Annotated in this window: 17 protein-coding genes; 7 read left to right on the plus strand and 10 right to left on the minus strand. The window is 73.8% G+C overall.

What is annotated here, in order from left to right; genetic code table 11:
- Positions 1 to 3: 3 nt before the first annotated feature.
- From DMH08_RS02175 to DMH08_RS02185, 3 genes are read right to left on the minus strand one after another with little or no spacing between them, the layout of a single operon-like run.
- Positions 4 to 822, minus strand: a complete 819-nt coding sequence (locus tag DMH08_RS02175; RefSeq protein WP_026402999.1) for an ABC transporter ATP-binding protein — start codon at positions 820 to 822, stop codon at positions 4 to 6.
- On the minus strand, positions 819 to 1,667 hold the full coding sequence (locus DMH08_RS02180) for an ABC transporter permease (RefSeq protein WP_026403000.1): 849 nt from the start codon (positions 1,665 to 1,667) through the stop codon (positions 819 to 821). Before DMH08_RS02180 ends, DMH08_RS02175 begins: the two co-directional genes overlap by 4 nt.
- The gene (locus DMH08_RS02185; protein WP_026403001.1) at positions 1,651 to 2,985 is read right to left on the minus strand and encodes an ROK family transcriptional regulator; all 1,335 of its coding nucleotides are present in this window, start codon (positions 2,983 to 2,985) and stop codon (positions 1,651 to 1,653) included. The genes DMH08_RS02180 and DMH08_RS02185 overlap by 17 nt, the downstream gene beginning before the upstream one ends.
- 199 nt (positions 2,986 to 3,184) lie before the next feature.
- On the opposite strand from DMH08_RS02185, the gene DMH08_RS02190 reads away from it, so the two are divergent.
- The 4 genes from DMH08_RS02190 to DMH08_RS02205 all read left to right on the plus strand — a co-directional run bounded on the left by DMH08_RS02190 (position 3,185) and on the right by DMH08_RS02205 (position 7,837).
- Positions 3,185 to 4,525, plus strand: coding sequence for a family 43 glycosylhydrolase (locus DMH08_RS02190; protein WP_125611310.1), 1,341 nt, complete (start codon positions 3,185 to 3,187; stop codon positions 4,523 to 4,525).
- Positions 4,526 to 4,606: 81 nt separating this feature from the next.
- Positions 4,607 to 5,536 carry a deoxyribose-phosphate aldolase gene (gene deoC / locus DMH08_RS02195; protein ID WP_026403003.1) on the plus strand — a complete coding sequence of 310 codons (930 nt, stop codon included), beginning with the start codon at positions 4,607 to 4,609 and terminating at the stop codon, positions 5,534 to 5,536.
- Between the two features lie 5 nt (positions 5,537 to 5,541).
- A complete protein-coding gene (locus DMH08_RS02200; RefSeq protein ID WP_125611312.1) occupies positions 5,542 to 6,972 on the plus strand; it encodes an aldehyde dehydrogenase family protein in 1,431 nt (476 codons plus the stop codon).
- Complete coding sequence (locus tag DMH08_RS02205) at positions 6,965 to 7,837, plus strand: aldehyde dehydrogenase family protein (RefSeq protein ID WP_125611314.1); 873 nt, start codon at positions 6,965 to 6,967, stop codon at positions 7,835 to 7,837. Before DMH08_RS02200 ends, DMH08_RS02205 begins: the two co-directional genes overlap by 8 nt.
- Here the strand turns inward: DMH08_RS02205 and DMH08_RS02210 are convergent.
- On the minus strand, positions 7,788 to 8,291 hold the full coding sequence (locus tag DMH08_RS02210) for a hypothetical protein (RefSeq protein ID WP_125611316.1): 504 nt from the start codon (positions 8,289 to 8,291) through the stop codon (positions 7,788 to 7,790). The genes DMH08_RS02205 and DMH08_RS02210 overlap by 50 nt on opposite strands.
- Between DMH08_RS02210 and DMH08_RS02215 the strand changes: the two genes are divergently transcribed.
- Genes DMH08_RS02215 through DMH08_RS02225 form a run of 3 tightly spaced genes read left to right on the plus strand, consistent with a single transcriptional unit; the run spans position 8,275 to position 9,887 of the window.
- The gene (locus DMH08_RS02215; protein WP_125611318.1) at positions 8,275 to 8,754 is read left to right on the plus strand and encodes a hypothetical protein; all 480 of its coding nucleotides are present in this window, start codon (positions 8,275 to 8,277) and stop codon (positions 8,752 to 8,754) included. The genes DMH08_RS02210 and DMH08_RS02215 overlap by 17 nt on opposite strands.
- Positions 8,755 to 8,757: 3 nt before the next feature.
- Positions 8,758 to 9,003, plus strand: a complete 246-nt coding sequence (locus DMH08_RS02220) for a DUF2630 family protein (protein ID WP_026403007.1) — start codon at positions 8,758 to 8,760, stop codon at positions 9,001 to 9,003.
- Complete coding sequence (locus tag DMH08_RS02225; RefSeq protein WP_125611320.1) at positions 9,000 to 9,887, plus strand: LLM class flavin-dependent oxidoreductase; 888 nt, start codon at positions 9,000 to 9,002, stop codon at positions 9,885 to 9,887. Before DMH08_RS02220 ends, DMH08_RS02225 begins: the two co-directional genes overlap by 4 nt.
- 10 nt (positions 9,888 to 9,897) lie before the next feature.
- On the opposite strand, the gene argS is transcribed toward DMH08_RS02225, so the two are convergent.
- The 6 genes from argS to DMH08_RS02255 form a co-directional block, all read right to left on the minus strand.
- Positions 9,898 to 11,643, minus strand: coding sequence for an arginine--tRNA ligase (gene argS / locus DMH08_RS02230; protein ID WP_125611322.1), 1,746 nt, complete (start codon positions 11,641 to 11,643; stop codon positions 9,898 to 9,900).
- A 94-nt stretch (positions 11,644 to 11,737) separates the two neighbouring features.
- Positions 11,738 to 12,970: a phosphate acyltransferase PlsX gene (gene plsX, locus DMH08_RS02235; RefSeq protein WP_125611324.1), complete on the minus strand. Its 1,233-nt coding sequence runs from the start codon at positions 12,968 to 12,970 to the stop codon at positions 11,738 to 11,740.
- 173 nt (positions 12,971 to 13,143) lie between these two features.
- Positions 13,144 to 13,551, minus strand: coding sequence for a hypothetical protein (locus DMH08_RS02240; protein WP_125611326.1), 408 nt, complete (start codon positions 13,549 to 13,551; stop codon positions 13,144 to 13,146).
- Between the two features lie 88 nt (positions 13,552 to 13,639).
- Positions 13,640 to 14,014, minus strand: coding sequence for a hypothetical protein (locus tag DMH08_RS02245; RefSeq protein WP_051300804.1), 375 nt, complete (start codon positions 14,012 to 14,014; stop codon positions 13,640 to 13,642).
- Complete coding sequence (locus DMH08_RS02250) at positions 14,011 to 14,889, minus strand: alpha/beta fold hydrolase (protein WP_125611327.1); 879 nt, start codon at positions 14,887 to 14,889, stop codon at positions 14,011 to 14,013. The genes DMH08_RS02245 and DMH08_RS02250 overlap by 4 nt, the downstream gene beginning before the upstream one ends.
- A complete protein-coding gene (locus DMH08_RS02255) occupies positions 14,886 to 15,755 on the minus strand; it encodes a DUF998 domain-containing protein (RefSeq protein WP_233617355.1) in 870 nt (289 codons plus the stop codon). Before DMH08_RS02255 ends, DMH08_RS02250 begins: the two co-directional genes overlap by 4 nt.
- Positions 15,756 to 16,081: the final 326 nt, after the last annotated feature.

A 16,081-nucleotide genomic window follows, 5' to 3' on the forward strand; every position in this document is an offset into this window, starting at 1 on the left:
GGATCAGGCCGTTGTCGATGACGGCAGGGGGTGCTGGGAATCGGCGGCCGTCCGGCCGTCCTGGTGGTACACGGAGTTCCAGACGCGGTTGCGCAGCGCCGCGAACTCCATGCTGAGCCGGAACTCCTCCGACCGGGGGTAGGGCAGGTCGACGTCGATGACGTCGTAGATGCGGCCGGGGCCGGCGGCCATCACGATGACGCGGTTGGCGAGGAACACCGCCTCGTCCACGTCGTGGGTGATGAACAGGACGGTGCGCTTCTCCTCGCTCCAGGTGTCGAGGAGCTGCTCCTGGAGCTTCACCCGGGTGAGCGCGTCGAGCGCGCCGAACGGCTCGTCCATCAGCAGGATCGACGGGTTCCCGGCGTAGGCGCGGGCGATCGCGCAGCGCTGCCGCATCCCGCCGGACAGCATCTTGGGCAGCGCGTCGGCGAACTGCGCCAGCCCGACCAGATCGATGAAGTGCTGCGCCCGGTCGCGGCGCTCCGCCTTCGGCACCCGCGCCGTCTTCAACCCGAACTCGACGTTCTTGCGGACCGTCAGCCAGGGGAACAGGGCGTACTGCTGGAAGATGACGCCGCGCTCGGGACCCGGGCCCGAGACCGCCTCGCCGTCCACGAGCGCCCGCCCCTCGGACGGCTGCTCGAGCCCGGCCAGGATGTTGAGCAGCGTGCTCTTGCCGCATCCGGACGGCCCCACGACCGTCACGAACTCGTTGTCGGCGATGTCGAGCGAGACGCGGTCGAGCGCGGTGAAGGACTCCTTGCCGAGGGCGAAGACCTTGCTGACGTCCTGGACCGAGATCTTCGGCGGGGTGGTCATCGGCGCTCCTGCCATCCGGTGAGCTTGCGTTCGGCCAGCAGGAGCACCCGGTCCATGAGCAGGCCGAGGATCCCGATGGCGATGAGTCCCACGAAGATCGTGGGCAGGTCGTAGTACAGCTGCGCGTTCTGCATCCGGTACCCGAGGCCCTCCTGGGCCGCGATGAGCTCGGCGGCGACCAGCGTCGCCCAGGCCGAGCCCAGCCCGACCCGCATGCCGACGAGGATGAACGGGGTCGACGCCGGCACGACCACCCGCAGGAAGATGCCGAGGTCCTTGGCGCCGAGGACGCGCGCCGCGTTGATCAGGGTGCGGTCGATGTCCACCACGCCCTGGAAGGTCGAGATGACGCAGACGAGGAACGACGCCAGGAAGATGACGAAGATCTTCGGCGTCTCGCCGATGCCCATCAGGACGATGGCCAGCGGGATGATCGCCAGCGGCGGGATGGTGCGGAAGAACTGCACCCAGGGCTCGACGAGGCCGCGCACGAACCCGTACCACCCCATGAGGAAGCCCACCGGGATCGCGAGGCCGGTGCCGAGGGCGAAGCCGGCGAGCACCCGGCCCAGGCTGGCGACGACGTCCTCTTGGAGCGTTCCGTTCCCGATGAGCGTGCCGGCCTTCGACAGCACCTCGCCCGGCGTCGGGAGGTTGAGGCCCGCCGCGGCCAGCGCCCACCACAGGGCGACGCCGAAGGCGACGGACGCGGCGTTCAGCAGCAGCGGCAGCCCTTTGCGGCGCGCGCCCGCCGCCGTGCCCGAACGCCCCTTGGCGGCCGACGCGCCCGGACCGTCCCGGCCGGTGCGGCTCCCCTGGCCGCTCTGATCACTGAGCACGGCCATAAGCCACTCCTCTGCTCGTTGTCTTCCGCGCACGCTCGATCGGCGCGGTCCCGGCGGGGTTCGCCTCGGGCGCCTCCGGATAGGCCGCCAGCAGCGGCGAGCTGTGGAAGAGCGCGGCGAGGGCGCCGAGCGCGCCGTCGTCGTCGCTGAGCTCGGCCCGGCGCACGACCGGCGCGGAGCCGCCGGGGAAGTTCGCGGCGGCGATGGCCGCGGCGGCCTCCTCCAGCAGGACGGGCGCCACCCGGGTGACCTCGCCGCCGATGACGATCTCCCCGGGATCGAGGATGAGGGACGCGGTGCCCAGCACCCGCCCGACGGCGGCCCCCGCCGCCCGCAGCGTCCGGTCCGCGACCGGGTCGCCGCGCTCCACCGCGGCCGCCAGGCCGCCGAGGTCCGCCACGGCGAGGCCGCGCTCCCGGCAGGTCCGGAGGAGGGCGGGGACCGACGCGAGCGTCTCGACGCAGCCCCGCTTGCCGCAGCGGCACGCGAGCCCGTCCGGGTCCGCGGTGACGTGCCCCAGCTCGCCCGCCAGCCCGGACGAGCCGGTGACCAGCCGCCCGCCGACGACCAGCCCGCCGCCCACCCCGTCGGAGATGCGCAGGTAGAGCAGGTTCTCGACGGAGCTGCGGCCGAAGACGGCCTCCGCGAGCGCGGCCAGCCGGGTGTTGTTGTCCACGATGACGGGCGCCCCGAAGCGCGCCGCGAACGCCACCTGCACCACCGCCTCCGGGGTGCCGTGCGCCGCCGCCTCCCGCACCGCCTCCCGCGCCGCGTCCCGCACGGTCTCCCGCGCTCTCTCCCGCGCCGCCTCCCGCGGCGGCGTCACGAGGACGCCCGGCTTCGCGCGGTACGGACCGGGCACCCCGATGCCGACGCCCTGCAGCGCGCCGAAGTGCACCCCGGACTCGGCGCTGAGCCGGTCGATGAGCCGGAACGCCAGGTCGAGCCGGACGTGCCACGGGGCGTCGTCGTACCGCTCCGACCCGGCCAGGACGATCTCGTGCGAGGCGTCCGCGACCGCGAGGCGCACCCGGCGGTGGCCGAAGTCGATGCCCATGAACTGCCCGGAGGCGGGGTCGAGGGCGAGCCGCTCGGCGGGCCGCCCGCTGCCCTCCCGCCGGTCCGCGTCGGTGTCGACGACCACGATGGCGCCGCGCTGCAGCAGGCTGCCGGTGATCTCGGAGAGGGTGGTGCGGGACAGCCCGACGGCGAGGGCGATCTGCCGACGGCTCATGGCGCCGTGCTCGCGGAGGACGCGCAGGACGCGCTCCTCGTGCGTGCGCCGTACCAGCGCGTGGACTCCAGCCGACCGTGCCATGGCGCAACGCTGGCAGCGGGCAATTTTTCCGTCAACACTCCGACAAAAAGAACCTGCGCGCTTCCGATGCGGTGCCGCACCCGTCCGCGGCACGCGTCCAACGACCTTTTTGTCGCGTGTTCACCGACGGAAAGAGTCTCTATAACGTCACCTCCCAGGCAGGGCAGCGGCGTCCTGCACGACGAAGGTGGAGTGAGCGATGACCAGCTCCGGAAACGGCCCGCACCTCGGGCGGCGTTCCCTGTTGATCGGTGCCGCCGGCTCGCTGGCGGTGGCGGCGCTGCCCGGCACCGCCGCCGCGCGGCAGCTCCCGCCGGGCGCGGCGCCGGGGCGGCGGTACCCGGCGAACTGGCCCGACCCCGAGCCCTACGGCCTCGCCGACACGCGGTCGCACCTGTGGCCGCGCCCGGACAACTCGTTCGTCCTGCCGCTCGAACTGCGCCCCCGCGACCGGGAGCGCGGCACCGTCTGGATGCGCGACACCTACGTCAACCGCTTCGTCGTCGGCGGCCGGTCGCTGTACGTCGCCACCGGAACCACCCGCGTGCCCGGTCTCGACCGCGCCGCCCCGTGGAACGACGGCCTCTTCGTGTGGGTCGCCCGGTCGCTGCGCGGCCCGTGGCGGCTGGTCGACACGACCCGGGTGCGGCCCGGCGCCGAGAAGGGCAAGGTGTGGTCGCCCGAGTTCGCCGCCGAGAACCGCCCCGGGCGGACGGTCGTCGCCCCGTGGCAGGAGTACTGGTACGACGACGAGTTCGGCAAGCGCGGCGAGGTCTGGGCGCCGGAGCTGCACTACTTCCGCGGCACCTGGTACATCGTCGCCTGCATGGGCGACCACTCCCGGAAGGTGGGCTCCTTCATGCTGAAGAGCGAGGGAGGGATCGAGGGCCCGTACCGGCTGATCGAGGGCAACCACGACAAGCCGTTCGGTGAGTCGTTCATCGGCGGGCCGAATTTCATCGAACCCGGCGCCTACCACCACATCGACGGCGGCATGTATACCGAGGACGGCGACGCGTGGCTCGTCCTGCACAACGACCTGTACGCCAGGTTCCGGGACGACATGGAGGACATCGTCCCGGCGGCCGGCCTGCCGGAGTTCCGGCAGACGCCGTACGCGCCCGAGCCGTACCTCGAAGGCGCCTACGTCTTCAAGTTCCAGGGCAAGTACTACCTCTCGCACGCCGTGTGGAACCGGACGTCGACCGGCCCGGACGGCGGCACCCGCTACGCCTACGAGCCGGGCGGCCCCGGCCGCACGCAGTACCAGTACGACACGGTCATCGCCGTCGCGGACAGCTTCGAGGGGCCGTACTCGGAGCGCTACACCGCGGGCGTCGGCATCGGCCACAACAACCTGTTCACCGACCGCACCGGGCGGCCGTGGGCGACGTACTTCCTCAACCCGAACGCCGGCTACTGGTCCGACCCCTCGCGCATCGGCGACGCCGCGGTGCCCGGGGTCGTCCGGATGGAATGGACCGGCCCCGAAGGCAACCGCCTGTACGTGAAGCGGCGCGGCCGCGGGACGGACGGCTGACGGGGGCCGTGACCGGCCTCCACAGGGAAGTCGTGACGTGCGTGTTTTGTACCGGTGACCTACTTCGGCGATGCTGAGGGCGTGTCAACGGAGACTGTTACCGGCGCCGCCGAGCTGCGCGCCTTCCTGCACGGCCTTCCGGGCGTCGACCGGGTCGGGGCCGAGGAGCGGGCCGCGCGGCTCGCGGGCCGGTCGATCAAGACGTCGGCGAAGGCCGCGGCGATCGACCTCGCGATCTCGATGGTGGACCTGACCACGCTCGAGGGCGCCGACACGCCCGGGAAGGTGCGGGCGCTGTGCGCGAAGGCCGCCCGCCCCGACCCGGACGATCCGGGCGTGCCGAGGGTCGCGGCGGTGTGCGTCTACCCCGACCTCGTCGACGTCGCGGTGCGGGCGCTGGACGGCACGGGCATCGGCGTCGCGAGCGTCGCGACGTCGTTCCCGTCCGGCCGCGCGCCGCTGGAGGCGAAGCTCGCCGACACCCGGGCGGCGGTCGCGGCCGGGGCGGCCGAGATCGACATGGTGATCGACCGGGGCGCGTTCCTCGCGGGCGACTACGCGAAGGTGGCCGACGAGATCGCCGCCGTGAAGGAGGCGTGCGGGTCCGCGCACCTGAAGGTGATCCTCGAGACGGGCGAGCTGGCGACGCTCGACAACGTGCGGCGCGCGTCCTGGCTGGCGATGCGCGCCGGGGGCGACTTCATCAAGACCTCGACGGGCAAGGTGTCCCCGGCGGCGACGCTGCCGGTCACGCTCGTGATGCTGGAGGCCGTCCGCGACTTCCGCGCCGCGACCGGGCGGCAGGTCGGGGTGAAGCCCGCGGGCGGCATCCGCACCACCAAGGACGCGATCAAGTACCTGGTGCTGGTGAACGAGACGGCCGGGCCGGACTGGCTGGCGCCCGAGTGGTTCCGGCTGGGCGCGTCCAGCGTGCTGAACGATCTGCTGATGCAGCGCCGCAAGCTCGCCACCGGGGTGTACTCCGGTCCCGACTACTTCACCCTGGACTGATCTTCATGGTTTTCGAGTACGCGCCCGCGCCCGAGTCGGCGTCGGTCGTCGACATCCGCGAGTCGTACGGGCTGTTCGTGGACGGCGCGTTCACGCGCGGCGGCGGCGAGCCGTTCAAGACGGTCAACCCCGCGGACGAGACCGTGCTGGCCGAGGTCGCCTGCGCCGACGAGCGCGACGTCGACCGGGCCGTGAAGGCCGCGCGGAAGGCGTTCGACAAGGTGTGGGGCCCGATGCCGGGCGCCGAACGCGCCAAGTACCTGTACCGCATCGCCCGGATCGTCCAGGAACGGGCGCGGGAGCTGGCGGTGCTGGAGTCGATCGACAACGGCAAGCCGATCCGGGAGTCCCGGGACGTCGACGTGCCGCTGGTCGCCGCGCACTTCTTCTACTACGCCGGATGGGCCGACAAGCTCGGCCACGCCGGGTTCGGCGCCGACCCGCGGCCGCTGGGCGTCGCCGCGCAGGTCATCCCGTGGAACTTCCCGCTGCTGATGCTCGCCTGGAAGATCGCCCCCGCGCTGGCGTGCGGCAACACCGTGGTGCTCAAGCCCGCGGAGACGACGCCGCTGACCGCGCTGGTGTTCGCCGACATCTGCCGGCAGGCCGAGCTGCCCCCGGGCGTCGTCAACATCGTGACGGGCGCGGGCGAAACCGGACGCGCGCTCGTCGCCCACGGCGACGTCGACAAGGTCGCGTTCACCGGGTCCACCGAGGTCGGCAAGGAGATCGCGCGGACGGTCGCCGGGACGCGCAAGAAGCTCACGCTCGAACTCGGCGGCAAGGCCGCGAACATCGTGTACGCCGACGCCGCGCTCGACCAGGCCGTCGAGGGCGTCGTCAACGGGATCTTCTTCAACCAGGGGCACGTGTGCTGCGCGGGCTCGCGGCTGCTCGTGCAGGAGTCGGTCGCCGACGAGCTGCTCGACCGGCTGAAGGCCCGCATGGCGACGCTCCGGGTCGGTGACCCGCTCGACAAGAACACCGACGTCGGGGCGGTGAACTCGGCCGCCCAGCTCGCGCGGATCCGCGAACTGGCGGCGTCCGGCGAGCAGGAGGGCGCGGTCCGCTGGTCGCCGCCGTGCGACCTGCCCGACCGCGGCTTCTGGTTCGCGCCGACCGTGTTCACCGGCGTCGCGCAGTCGCACCGCATCGCGCGGGAGGAGATCTTCGGGCCCGTCCTGTCGGTGCTGACGTTCCGCACGCCGGACGAGGCCGTCGCGAAGGCGAACAACACCCCGTACGGGCTGTCGGCCGGGATCTGGACGGAGAAGGGCTCGCAGATCCTCTGGACGGCGCAGCGGCTGCGCGCCGGGGTGGTGTGGGCGAACACCTTCAACAAGTTCGACCCGGCGTCCCCGTTCGGCGGCTACAAGGAATCGGGGTTCGGCCGCGAGGGCGGACGCCACGGACTGGAGGCGTATCTCGATGTCTGAGCGGCCCGTGAAGCACGAGCGGTTGAGCGTGCGCAAGACGTACAAGCTGTACGTCGGCGGCGCCTTCCCCCGATCCGAGTCCGGCAGGTCGTACGTGGTCACCGACGCGAAGGGGCGGTTCGTCGCGAACGCCTCGCACGCCTCCCGCAAGGACGTCCGCGACGCCGTCGCCGCCGCCCGCAAGGCGTTCGGCGGCTGGTCCGGCCGCACCCCCTACAACCGCGGCCAGATCCTGTACCGGATCGCGGAGATGCTGGAGGGGCGCGGCGCCCAGTTCGCGGACGAGCTGCGCACCGCCGGGCTGTCGAAGGCCGCGGCGTCCGCCGAGGTGGACGCGGCCGTCGACCGGTGGGTCTGGTACGCGGGGTGGGCCGACAAGATCGCCGCCGTCGCCGGGTCCGCGAACCCCGTCGCGGGGCCGTTCTTCAACTTCTCGACGCCCGAGCCGACCGGCGTCGTCGGCGTGGTCGCGCCCGACTCGCCGCTGCTCGGGCTCGTGTCGACGGTCGCGCCCGCGATCGTGACGGGCAGCACCGCCGTCGTCGTGGCGTCCGAACCCACGCCGCTCCCGGCGATCACGCTCGCCGAGGTGCTCGCGACGTCCGACCTGCCCGGCGGCGTGGTCAACATCCTCACCGGGCGCCGCGCCGAACTCGCGCCGTGGCTCGCGACGCACATGGACGTCAACGCGCTCGACCTCGCGGGCGTCCCGGCGGACGCCGTCGCCGACCTGGAGGAGAAGGCCGCCGGGAACCTCAAGCGGGTGGTCCGTCCGGACGAATCCGACTGGGGTGCGGAGCCGGGAACCGCCCGGATCACCGCGTTCCTGGAGACCAAGACGGTCTGGCACCCGGTTGGGGTGTGAAACCCGAATGACGCGGAGTGTGTAGAGGGTCACGAACGGTGGAATAGACCCCCCGATCACAGGGGGGAGATCGTATGCCTGCGAAGACGAAGTCGACCAGGTCGACCAAGGCCACCGCTTCGAAGACAGGCGGCGCGAAGACGTCCTCGTCCAAGACGTCCGCGTCGAAGGCGTCCGCGTCGAAGGCTTCGACGTCCAAGGCTTCGACGTCCAAGGCTTCGACGTCCAAGGCTTCGACGTCCAAGGCGTCCGGGGCGAAGAGCACCGCGAAGAAGCCCGCGTCGCGGACGAGCGCGGCGACGAGCCGCTCGTCGTCCGCCGCCGCGACGCGGGTGACCAAGGCCGCGTCCGAGGCGAAGGCCGCCGCCACGCAGATGAAGTCGGTCGCCACGAAGGCGTCGTCGTCGGCGAAGGCCATGACGGCGATGACCGAGGCGATGACGACCGCGACCAAGGCGATGACCGACGCCGCCAAGGCGATGGACGCGGCCGCCAAGGAGATCACCAAGGAGGGCGCGAAGGCGTCGTCCGCGGCGCGCAAGACCGGGACGACGGCCCGCAAGAGCGGCACCGCCAAGTCCGGCGGCGCCCGCAAGTCGACCTCGGCGGCGTCGTCGCGCTCCCGGACGACCGCGACCGCGCGGGTGAGCCCGTCCAAGCCGGCGAAGCCGGGCGCCGCGAAGAAGAGCGCCTCGCGCGCCTCGACCACGCGCCGGAGCACGGCGTCGTCCACGTCGTCCCGCACGGCGACCGCCAAGGGGTCCGGATCATCGCGCAACCCGGCCGCCCGCGCCGTCGCCGCCGCCCGGTCCGTCGCCGCGACCGCGCCGCCCGCGGCGCCGCTCGTCGAGCCGCGCACCGGACCCGGCGGGTTCCTCAGCGGGCTCACCGGCAACGGGATCGGCCGCGGGCGCTGACCGATGAGGGAAGAGGACATCCTCGCCCGCATCGGCGAGTTCGTGGGCGAGGAGCAGGATCTGCGCGAACGCCTCCGGCGCGGCGACCTGAGCCGCGCGGAGGAGCAGCGCCGGCTGCGGGACCTGGAGGTCGCGCTCGACCAGTGCTGGGACCTGCTCCGCCGCCGCCGCGCCCGGATCGACGCGGGCGAGAACCCGGACGACGCCGGCGTGCGACCGCCGGACGAGGTCGAAGGCTACCTGCAGTGACGCGGCGCCCGCTGCGGTTCGGGCTGTCGCTCGTCCCGGACTGCGCCGACCCGCTGATCCGCACCGCGCAGGACGCCGACCGGTTCGGCCTCGACCTGCTCGGGATCCGCGACGAGCCGTACCGGCGCGGCACCGCCGACGCGCTCACCGTGCTGGCGTCCGCGCTGGCCGTCACCTCGCGGATCCGGGTGCTGCCCGCCGTGGCGTGCCTGCCGCTGCGCCCGCCCGCCGTCCTCGCCAAGGCGATCGCGACCATGGACCGGTTCAGCGGCGGACGCGCCGAACTCGGTCTCGGCGCGGGTGCGTCCGCGGCCGGCGCCGAGGCGTTCGGCGGCCCGTTCCGGTACGGCGCGTCCGCCGCGGGCGCGCTGGAGGAGGCCGTCCAGGTCGTCCGCCTGCAGTGGAGCGGCCAGGGCGGCCTCGCCTTCGGCGGCGCGCACTACCGGTGCGCGGCGCCCCAGGCCGGCCCGGCGCCCCGGCGGCACATCCCCGTCTGGCTCGGCACGGACGGGCCCCGCGGCCTCGACCTGACCGGCCGCGTCGCCGACGGCTGGCTCGCCCGCTCCGGGCGCGTCCCGCCGAAGCGCCTCGCGGACGCGCGGCGCCGCATCGACGACGCCGCCGCCCGGGCCGGGCGCGACCCGGCCGACGTCCGGCGCGGGTACGTCCTCGAGGGCTCGATCGCCCGCGAGTCGCGGGGGTTCCTGCACGGCCCGCCCCGCCAGTGGGTCCACGAGCTCACCGAACTGGCCGTGGGCCACGGCGTCGACACGTTCCTGTTCGCGGGCGCCCCGGAGCATCTCGCGCCGTTCGCGCTCGAGATCGTCCCGTCCGTCCGGGAGCAGGCCGCGCGGGAGCGCTCGGCCGCACCGGCCGCCGGCTGACCGCCCCGGGCTACATGCGCTCCGGGGTCGGGACGCCGAGGAGGTGCAGGCCGGTCTCGAGCGTGCGGAGCGTCGCGGCGCACAGGGCGAGACGGGACGCCTTCGTCGCCTCGTCCGGCGCCTTCAGCACCGGGCAGTTCTCGTAGAACGTCGTGTAGGCGTCGGCGACCGAGTACACGTACGTCGCGAGCTTGTGCGGCTCGGCGGTCGCGCCCGCCTGCTCCAGCGCGGCGCCGAAGCCGAGCAGCGTCAGCGCGAGCGCCCGCTCGGCGGGGTGCCCGAGGACGACCGGGCCGCGCGCGTCCTCCGGCGCGACGCCGCCCTTGCGGAAGATCGACCGGATCCGGGCGGCGGCGTACTGCAGGTACGGGCCGGTCTTCCCGTTGAACGAGATCATCCGGTCGAAGTCGAAGACGTACTCGCTGTCGCGCGCGACCGACAGGTCGGCGTACTTGACCGCGCCCATGCCGACGGCCTCGACGATCCGCGCGCGGGTCGCGTCGTCGAACTCCTCGACGTGCTCGATCTGGTCGAACGCGGCCCCGGCCCGCTCGACGGCCTCGTCGAGCAGCTCGGCGAGCTTGACGGTGCCGCCCGCCCGGGTCTTCAGGATTTTGCCGTCGGTGCCGAGGACGTTGCCGATCTGCGCGTGCTCGGCCGCGACGTCGTCGCCGAGCCAGCCGGCCATCCGCGCGACGGCGAACATCATCTGGAAGTGCAGCGCCTGCGGGGTGCCCACCACGTAGATCATCCGGTCGACGTGCTCGGTGTCGACCCGGTACCGGACGGTCGCGAGGTCGGTCGTCGAGTAGTTGTAGCCGCCGTCGCTCTTGCGGATGATCACCGGGAGGGGCTCGCCCTCGCGGCCGGTGAACCCGGGCGGGAACGCGCACAGCGCGCCGTCGCTGACGACCGCGATGCCCTTCTCCTCGAGTTCGGCGACGGTCGGGGCGAGCAGGTCGTTGTAGAAGCTCTCGCCCTTGATGTCGTCGTCGGTGAGGGTGACGCCGAGCCTGGTGTAGACGGCGTTGAAGTACCGCTTGGACACGTCCACGAGGACCTGCCACAGCCGCAGGGTCTCCGGGTCGCCCGCCTGGAGCGCGACCACCCGGTTGCGGGACCGGTCGGCGAACGCCGGGTCGCCGTCGAACTTCCGCCGCGCCGCCTGGTAGAACGCCGTGAGGTCCCGGACGGACGCGTCGTCCCGCGCGGCGGCGTCCTCGCCGAGGTCGAGCAGGTGCTCGATCAGCATCCCGAACGGGGTGCCCCAGTCGCCGACGTGGTTGTCGCGGACGACGTCGTGGCCGAGGAACTCGAGGATCCGGGCGATGGCGTCGCCGACGATCGTGGTCCGCAGGTGGCCGACGTGCATCTCCTTCGCCACGTTCGGCGAGGAGTACTCGACGACGACCTTCTGCGGCCGCTCGGCTTCGGGGACGGCGAGCCGCGGGTCCTCCAGGGCGCGCTGGGCCTCGGCGGCGATCCAGTCGTCGGCGAGCGTCAGGTTGACGAACCCGGGCCCGCTGACCTCGACCTTCGACACGACGCCGGCGACGTCGAGGTTCGCCACGATCTCGTTCGCCACGTCTCGCGGCTTGCGGCCCAGCTTCTTGGCCAGCGGCAGCGCCACGTTGGCCTGAAGGTCGGCGAACTGCGACGGCCGGATGACCGGGTCGTCGTCCGCGTGGGACGGTCCGAAGGCGGCGGCGAGCGCGGCCTGGACACGGGCGGCGAGTACGAGTTGCGGATCGGGCATGCACCAAGGTTATCGGCGCGGTGCCGTGGCCTCGTCATGGTTTTCACGGCACGGTTCCCGCCACCGCCCGGCGGCGGCCTCCCGCGGGTCCGGCCTACGGCCTTCCGCCGGGCGGTTCGATCGGGTCCGGCGCGGTGTCCTCGGCGGGGCGGGGCTCCGGCGGGATGTCGGCCGGGTCCGGCGGCGCCCCGTCCGGCCGCTCGGCGTTCCGGTCGTCCCCGGTGCCGTGCGACCACCGGCCGAACCGGTGGGTGCGGGTGAGCGACACCTGCTCGCGGATCCGCTCCACGATGCGGCCCGCGGCGAGCCGGTGCGCCAGCTCGCACGCCGACGTGATCGCGCGGGCCCGGGACGCGCCGTGCGCGATCACGACCGTCCCGTTCAGGCCGAGCAGGACGCCGCCGCCGTAGGTGTCGGGGTCGAGCCGGTCGCGCAGGCCCTGCATCCGGCGGCGCTGCAGCAGCGCGCCCATCCGGGCGGCGGCGCTGGCCGTCATCGCGCCGCGGATCTCCGCGAACGCCGTCCGGATCGTGCCCTCCATCGTCTTCAGCGCGATGTTGCCGGTGAACCCGTCGGTGACGATGACGTCGACGCCGCCGCGCAGCAGGTCGTGGCCCTCCACGTTCCCGGCGAACTCGATCCCGTGGTTGCCGCTCGCGAGCAGCTCGTGCGCGCGTTTGGCGAGCTTGTTGCCCTTCCCCGGCTCCTCCCCGATGGTGAGGAGCCCGACCCGGGGGCGGTCGGTGCCGAGCAGCACCTGCGCGTACGCGGTGCCGAGCGCCGCGAACTGCACGAGGCCCTCGGGTTTCACGTCGGCGGTCGCGCCGGCGTCCAGCAGGATCGTCGGAGTCGGCCGGGTGGGCAGCGTCACCGCGATCGCGGGCCGCATCACGCCCTGCTGCCCCTTCAGCCGCAGCCGGGACGTCGCCACCACACCCGCGGTGCCGCCCGCCGACACCAGCGCGGACGCCCGGCCCTGCTTGATCAGGTGGCAGGCGATGGCGATGGACGAGCGGGGCTTGCGCCAGCTCGCGAGCGCGCCCTCGCCCATGTCGAGGGCCTCGTCGGCGTGCACGATGGGGATCTCGCCGATGATTCCGTACCGGTCGAGCTCGCGGCGGATCCGCGGCGCCTGGCCCACCAGGACGAGCCGGACGCCGTGCTCGCGCACCGCGTCGACCGCGCCGGCGATGATCTCCGCGGGGGCGTGGTCGCCGCCCATCGTGTCGACGGCGATCGGCAGCGGGCGGACCGTCCGGACCGTCCCCGCGCGGCGGGCCGGCGCCGGGCGCGACGGGTCCCCCCTGCCGGACGTGCTGCCGGGCATGGTCGCTCCAGACGGGTGAGAGAGCACCGGCGCGGAATGCGGTGCTCTGCGATGATGCAGCTCAATGATGCAGTTCATCGCATGGTAGGCCGTCGATTCACCCATCTCGCCGACCGGCGCCCGGAGTGGCCATCTTCACTCGGGGCCGGCGGCCCGCCGCGGGCCCATTCCGGTCAGCCCGATTCGCCCTCCCGGCAGCCGTTGCCGATGCACGCGGCGTTCTCCACGAGCGGCCGTCCGTCCACGAGGATCGTGTAGAACGAGTCCTGCGTCTCCATCTGCCCGCTGCCGAGGACCTCGACCGGCTTCTTGTCGGCGGTGGTCCCCGTGCAGGACACGCGCAGCCGCTGCTCCGTCCAGCCCGGCACGCCGTCGCAGGTGAGCGGCCCCGCCAAGGTCACGCCGCGCCGCTCCAGTTCGGCGGCCGCCATGGCCGGCATCGCGTCGCGCATCTGCGCCTGCGTCTTGTAGGGCAGCTCCTTGCCTCCGGTCAGCAGCACGATCGCGGCGGCCGCGACCCCGCCGACCACCAGGAGGGCCGCCATGCCCGCCCCGAGGAGCGCGGCCTTCTTCCGAGTCATCTCCACGGAGCCGATATCGCCCTGCGTGCGGTGCCGTATGCGGTGAGTGGTCGGTTTTTCCTCGCCGTATGCGGATCCTTGGCCGCCGCTAACCGCAGTCGGGGCCGAGGCAGTCCGTGCGGAAGACCTCACGCTCGCCGACGGTCACGACGTACAGCTCGCGCGGATCCGGTGTGTCGGCGTCCCGCGCCACTCCCCGCACGGTGACGGGTTCGCCCGTCCGCGTCCGCGCCGTGCAGTGGACCCGGACCAGCGCGTCCGCGCCCGTCTCCGGCAGCTCGCAGTCGGGGCGGCGCTCCAGCTCGACGCCGCGCGCCCGCAGTTCACCGGCCGTCCCGTCGCTGACGGCGTTCCGGTACGCGCCCTCGGAGATCCGCTGCATCGCGTCGCACCCGGAGAGCGCGGCGACCAGCAGCACCGCCGCGGCGGCGCGCCCGGCGCGCCGGGGTCCCGCCCGCGTCACGCGGGCTCCCCGGCCGCGGCCCGGGGGGCGAGCGCCGCCCCGACCGCTTCGGCGACGGCGTCCGGACGGTCCAGGTGGATCATGTGGCGCGCCTCCGGGAGCTTCACCTGCCTGCCGTGCGGCGACATCGCGGCCAGAACCGCGTGCCCCTCCGACCACGAGCGCTTGCACGCCTCGCGCCGGACGTCGCCCAGGGCCGTCAGCACCAGCAGCGGGACGGGCGGGAACGGCCGGCGCGCGCGCAGCGCGACGAGATCGGCGGCCATCTCCCGGTAGGCGAGGTTCTCCGCGAGGACGGTGCCGAGGACCGTCCCGCGCCCGTACACCGACCGGACGGCCGCGGCCGGGGCCGGGTCGCCCGCGCGGCTGGTGCGCCGCAGCACCGCGCGCCGTCCCCGCGGGCCCGCGGCCCCGGCCGCGCCGGACAGCTCCAGCAGCGCCCCGGCGGCCGCGAAGGCGGGCGTCAGGACGGGCGAGAGCCGCACGCACGCGCGCGCGCCGTGCTCGTGGCTCGGGTCGACGAGCACCAGCGCCCGGACCAGGTCGGGACGGACGCGCGCCAGCGCCTCCGCGTGGAACGCCGCCATCGAGTGCGCGACGATCGTGACCGGGCGTCCGGCGCCCCGCTCCGCGAGCGCCGCGACGAGGGCGACGTCCCGGCGCAGCGACGGCGGGGCCGCCGCGGCGGGGCTCGCGCCGAGGCCGGGGCGGTCGAACACGGTCACCCGGTACGCGTCGCGGAGCAGCGCGACCACGGGGTCCCAGTCGAACCACGCGCCGCCGAGGCCCGAGTCGAGCAGCACCGGCGGCCCGTCCGCCGGGCCGGAGCGGACGACGTGCACCTGCTCCCGCCCCGCGTTCACGATCTCGCTCATGCCGAACCCTCCCGGGGGACGTCCCGCGCCGGGCCGTCCGGCACCGTGCCGGCGTTCGCCGGGGCGCGTGCGGCGCGCGTGCGGTCGGCGTGGAGGGCCCACGCGATCGTCAGCAGGCCGAGGCAGAGGATGCCGATCTGGAAGCGCTGCACGAGGCCGAGCCACTGCCCGTGGTACATCGCCGCGAGCGTGACGAGGGCGAACACCGACTCCGTCAGCGCGAGCAGCCAGCCCCAGCGGGCCAGCGGCGGCCACCACCCGTACCGGCGGGCGGCCAGCGACAGCAGCAGCAGCGCGGCGACCCCGCAGACGATCACGGCGCTGCTGGTGACCGAGTGGAACGCGTGCGAGAACGAGACGTGCGACGACCGTTCGCGCAGCGCGCACGACGTCTGGAGGCTCGGCGCGCAGTCGAGCGGGAAGACGGCGTCCCCGATGGCGCAGAGGCCGAACAGGCCGAGGAACGACCAGCCGGCCGTCGCCAGCGGCCGCCGCCGCAGCCGCCGCAGCGCCCCCGCGACGATCGCGAGCGTCAGCAGTCCGGTGAGGAGGTCGCCGCCACCGTACACGTACCGGAACGGCTGGTCGGCCGCCGACAGCTCGCTGACGTACCCGTCGACGGGGTCGAGCCGGGAGCCGAGCGCGTGCTCCAGCAGGAACGACGCGTAGCAGACCGCCGCCGCGCAGGCCAGGACGGCCATGTACCGGGGTGCCGCTCCGGGCCCGCCCGCGGCGTCGCGCGCCGGGCGCCCGCGCCCGCCGCGCCGCCGGCGCGCGGGCCGCCGTCCGGCGCCGCCGTCCCGCCGTTGCGCACCGCTCGCGGGGACGGCCGCGCCGACCGTTCGCCCGACGTCCGCCGAGTCCACCGCACACCCCCTAGCACCGCACGGGTCACGCCAGTATTTCCGAACATCGGGGGTGGTGTGACCTGCGCCGCGTTTCGCGGGCGCCGCGCGGCCGTCCCGCACCGTGCACGCTGACGTCCCGTAGTCGTTTACAAGGGGCCTCCGGTCCACGATCATTACCGGGTGATTTGTCGGGATCCTGACTGACCAGGCTTGCCCCGTACCGTGTATGGGGTATCAATTCGGCAGGAACCACCCCAGGACTGTTCAATAGGGGGGACTTGCCGGCCCTGTGCTCACAGTCCGTGACGGCGCGCCCCACCGGTGCGCCGTGCCCGCCGACAGCA

The organism is Actinomadura sp. WAC 06369 (genome assembly GCF_003947565.1).
GTDB lineage: Bacteria > Actinomycetota > Actinomycetes > Streptosporangiales > Streptosporangiaceae > Spirillospora > Spirillospora rifamycini.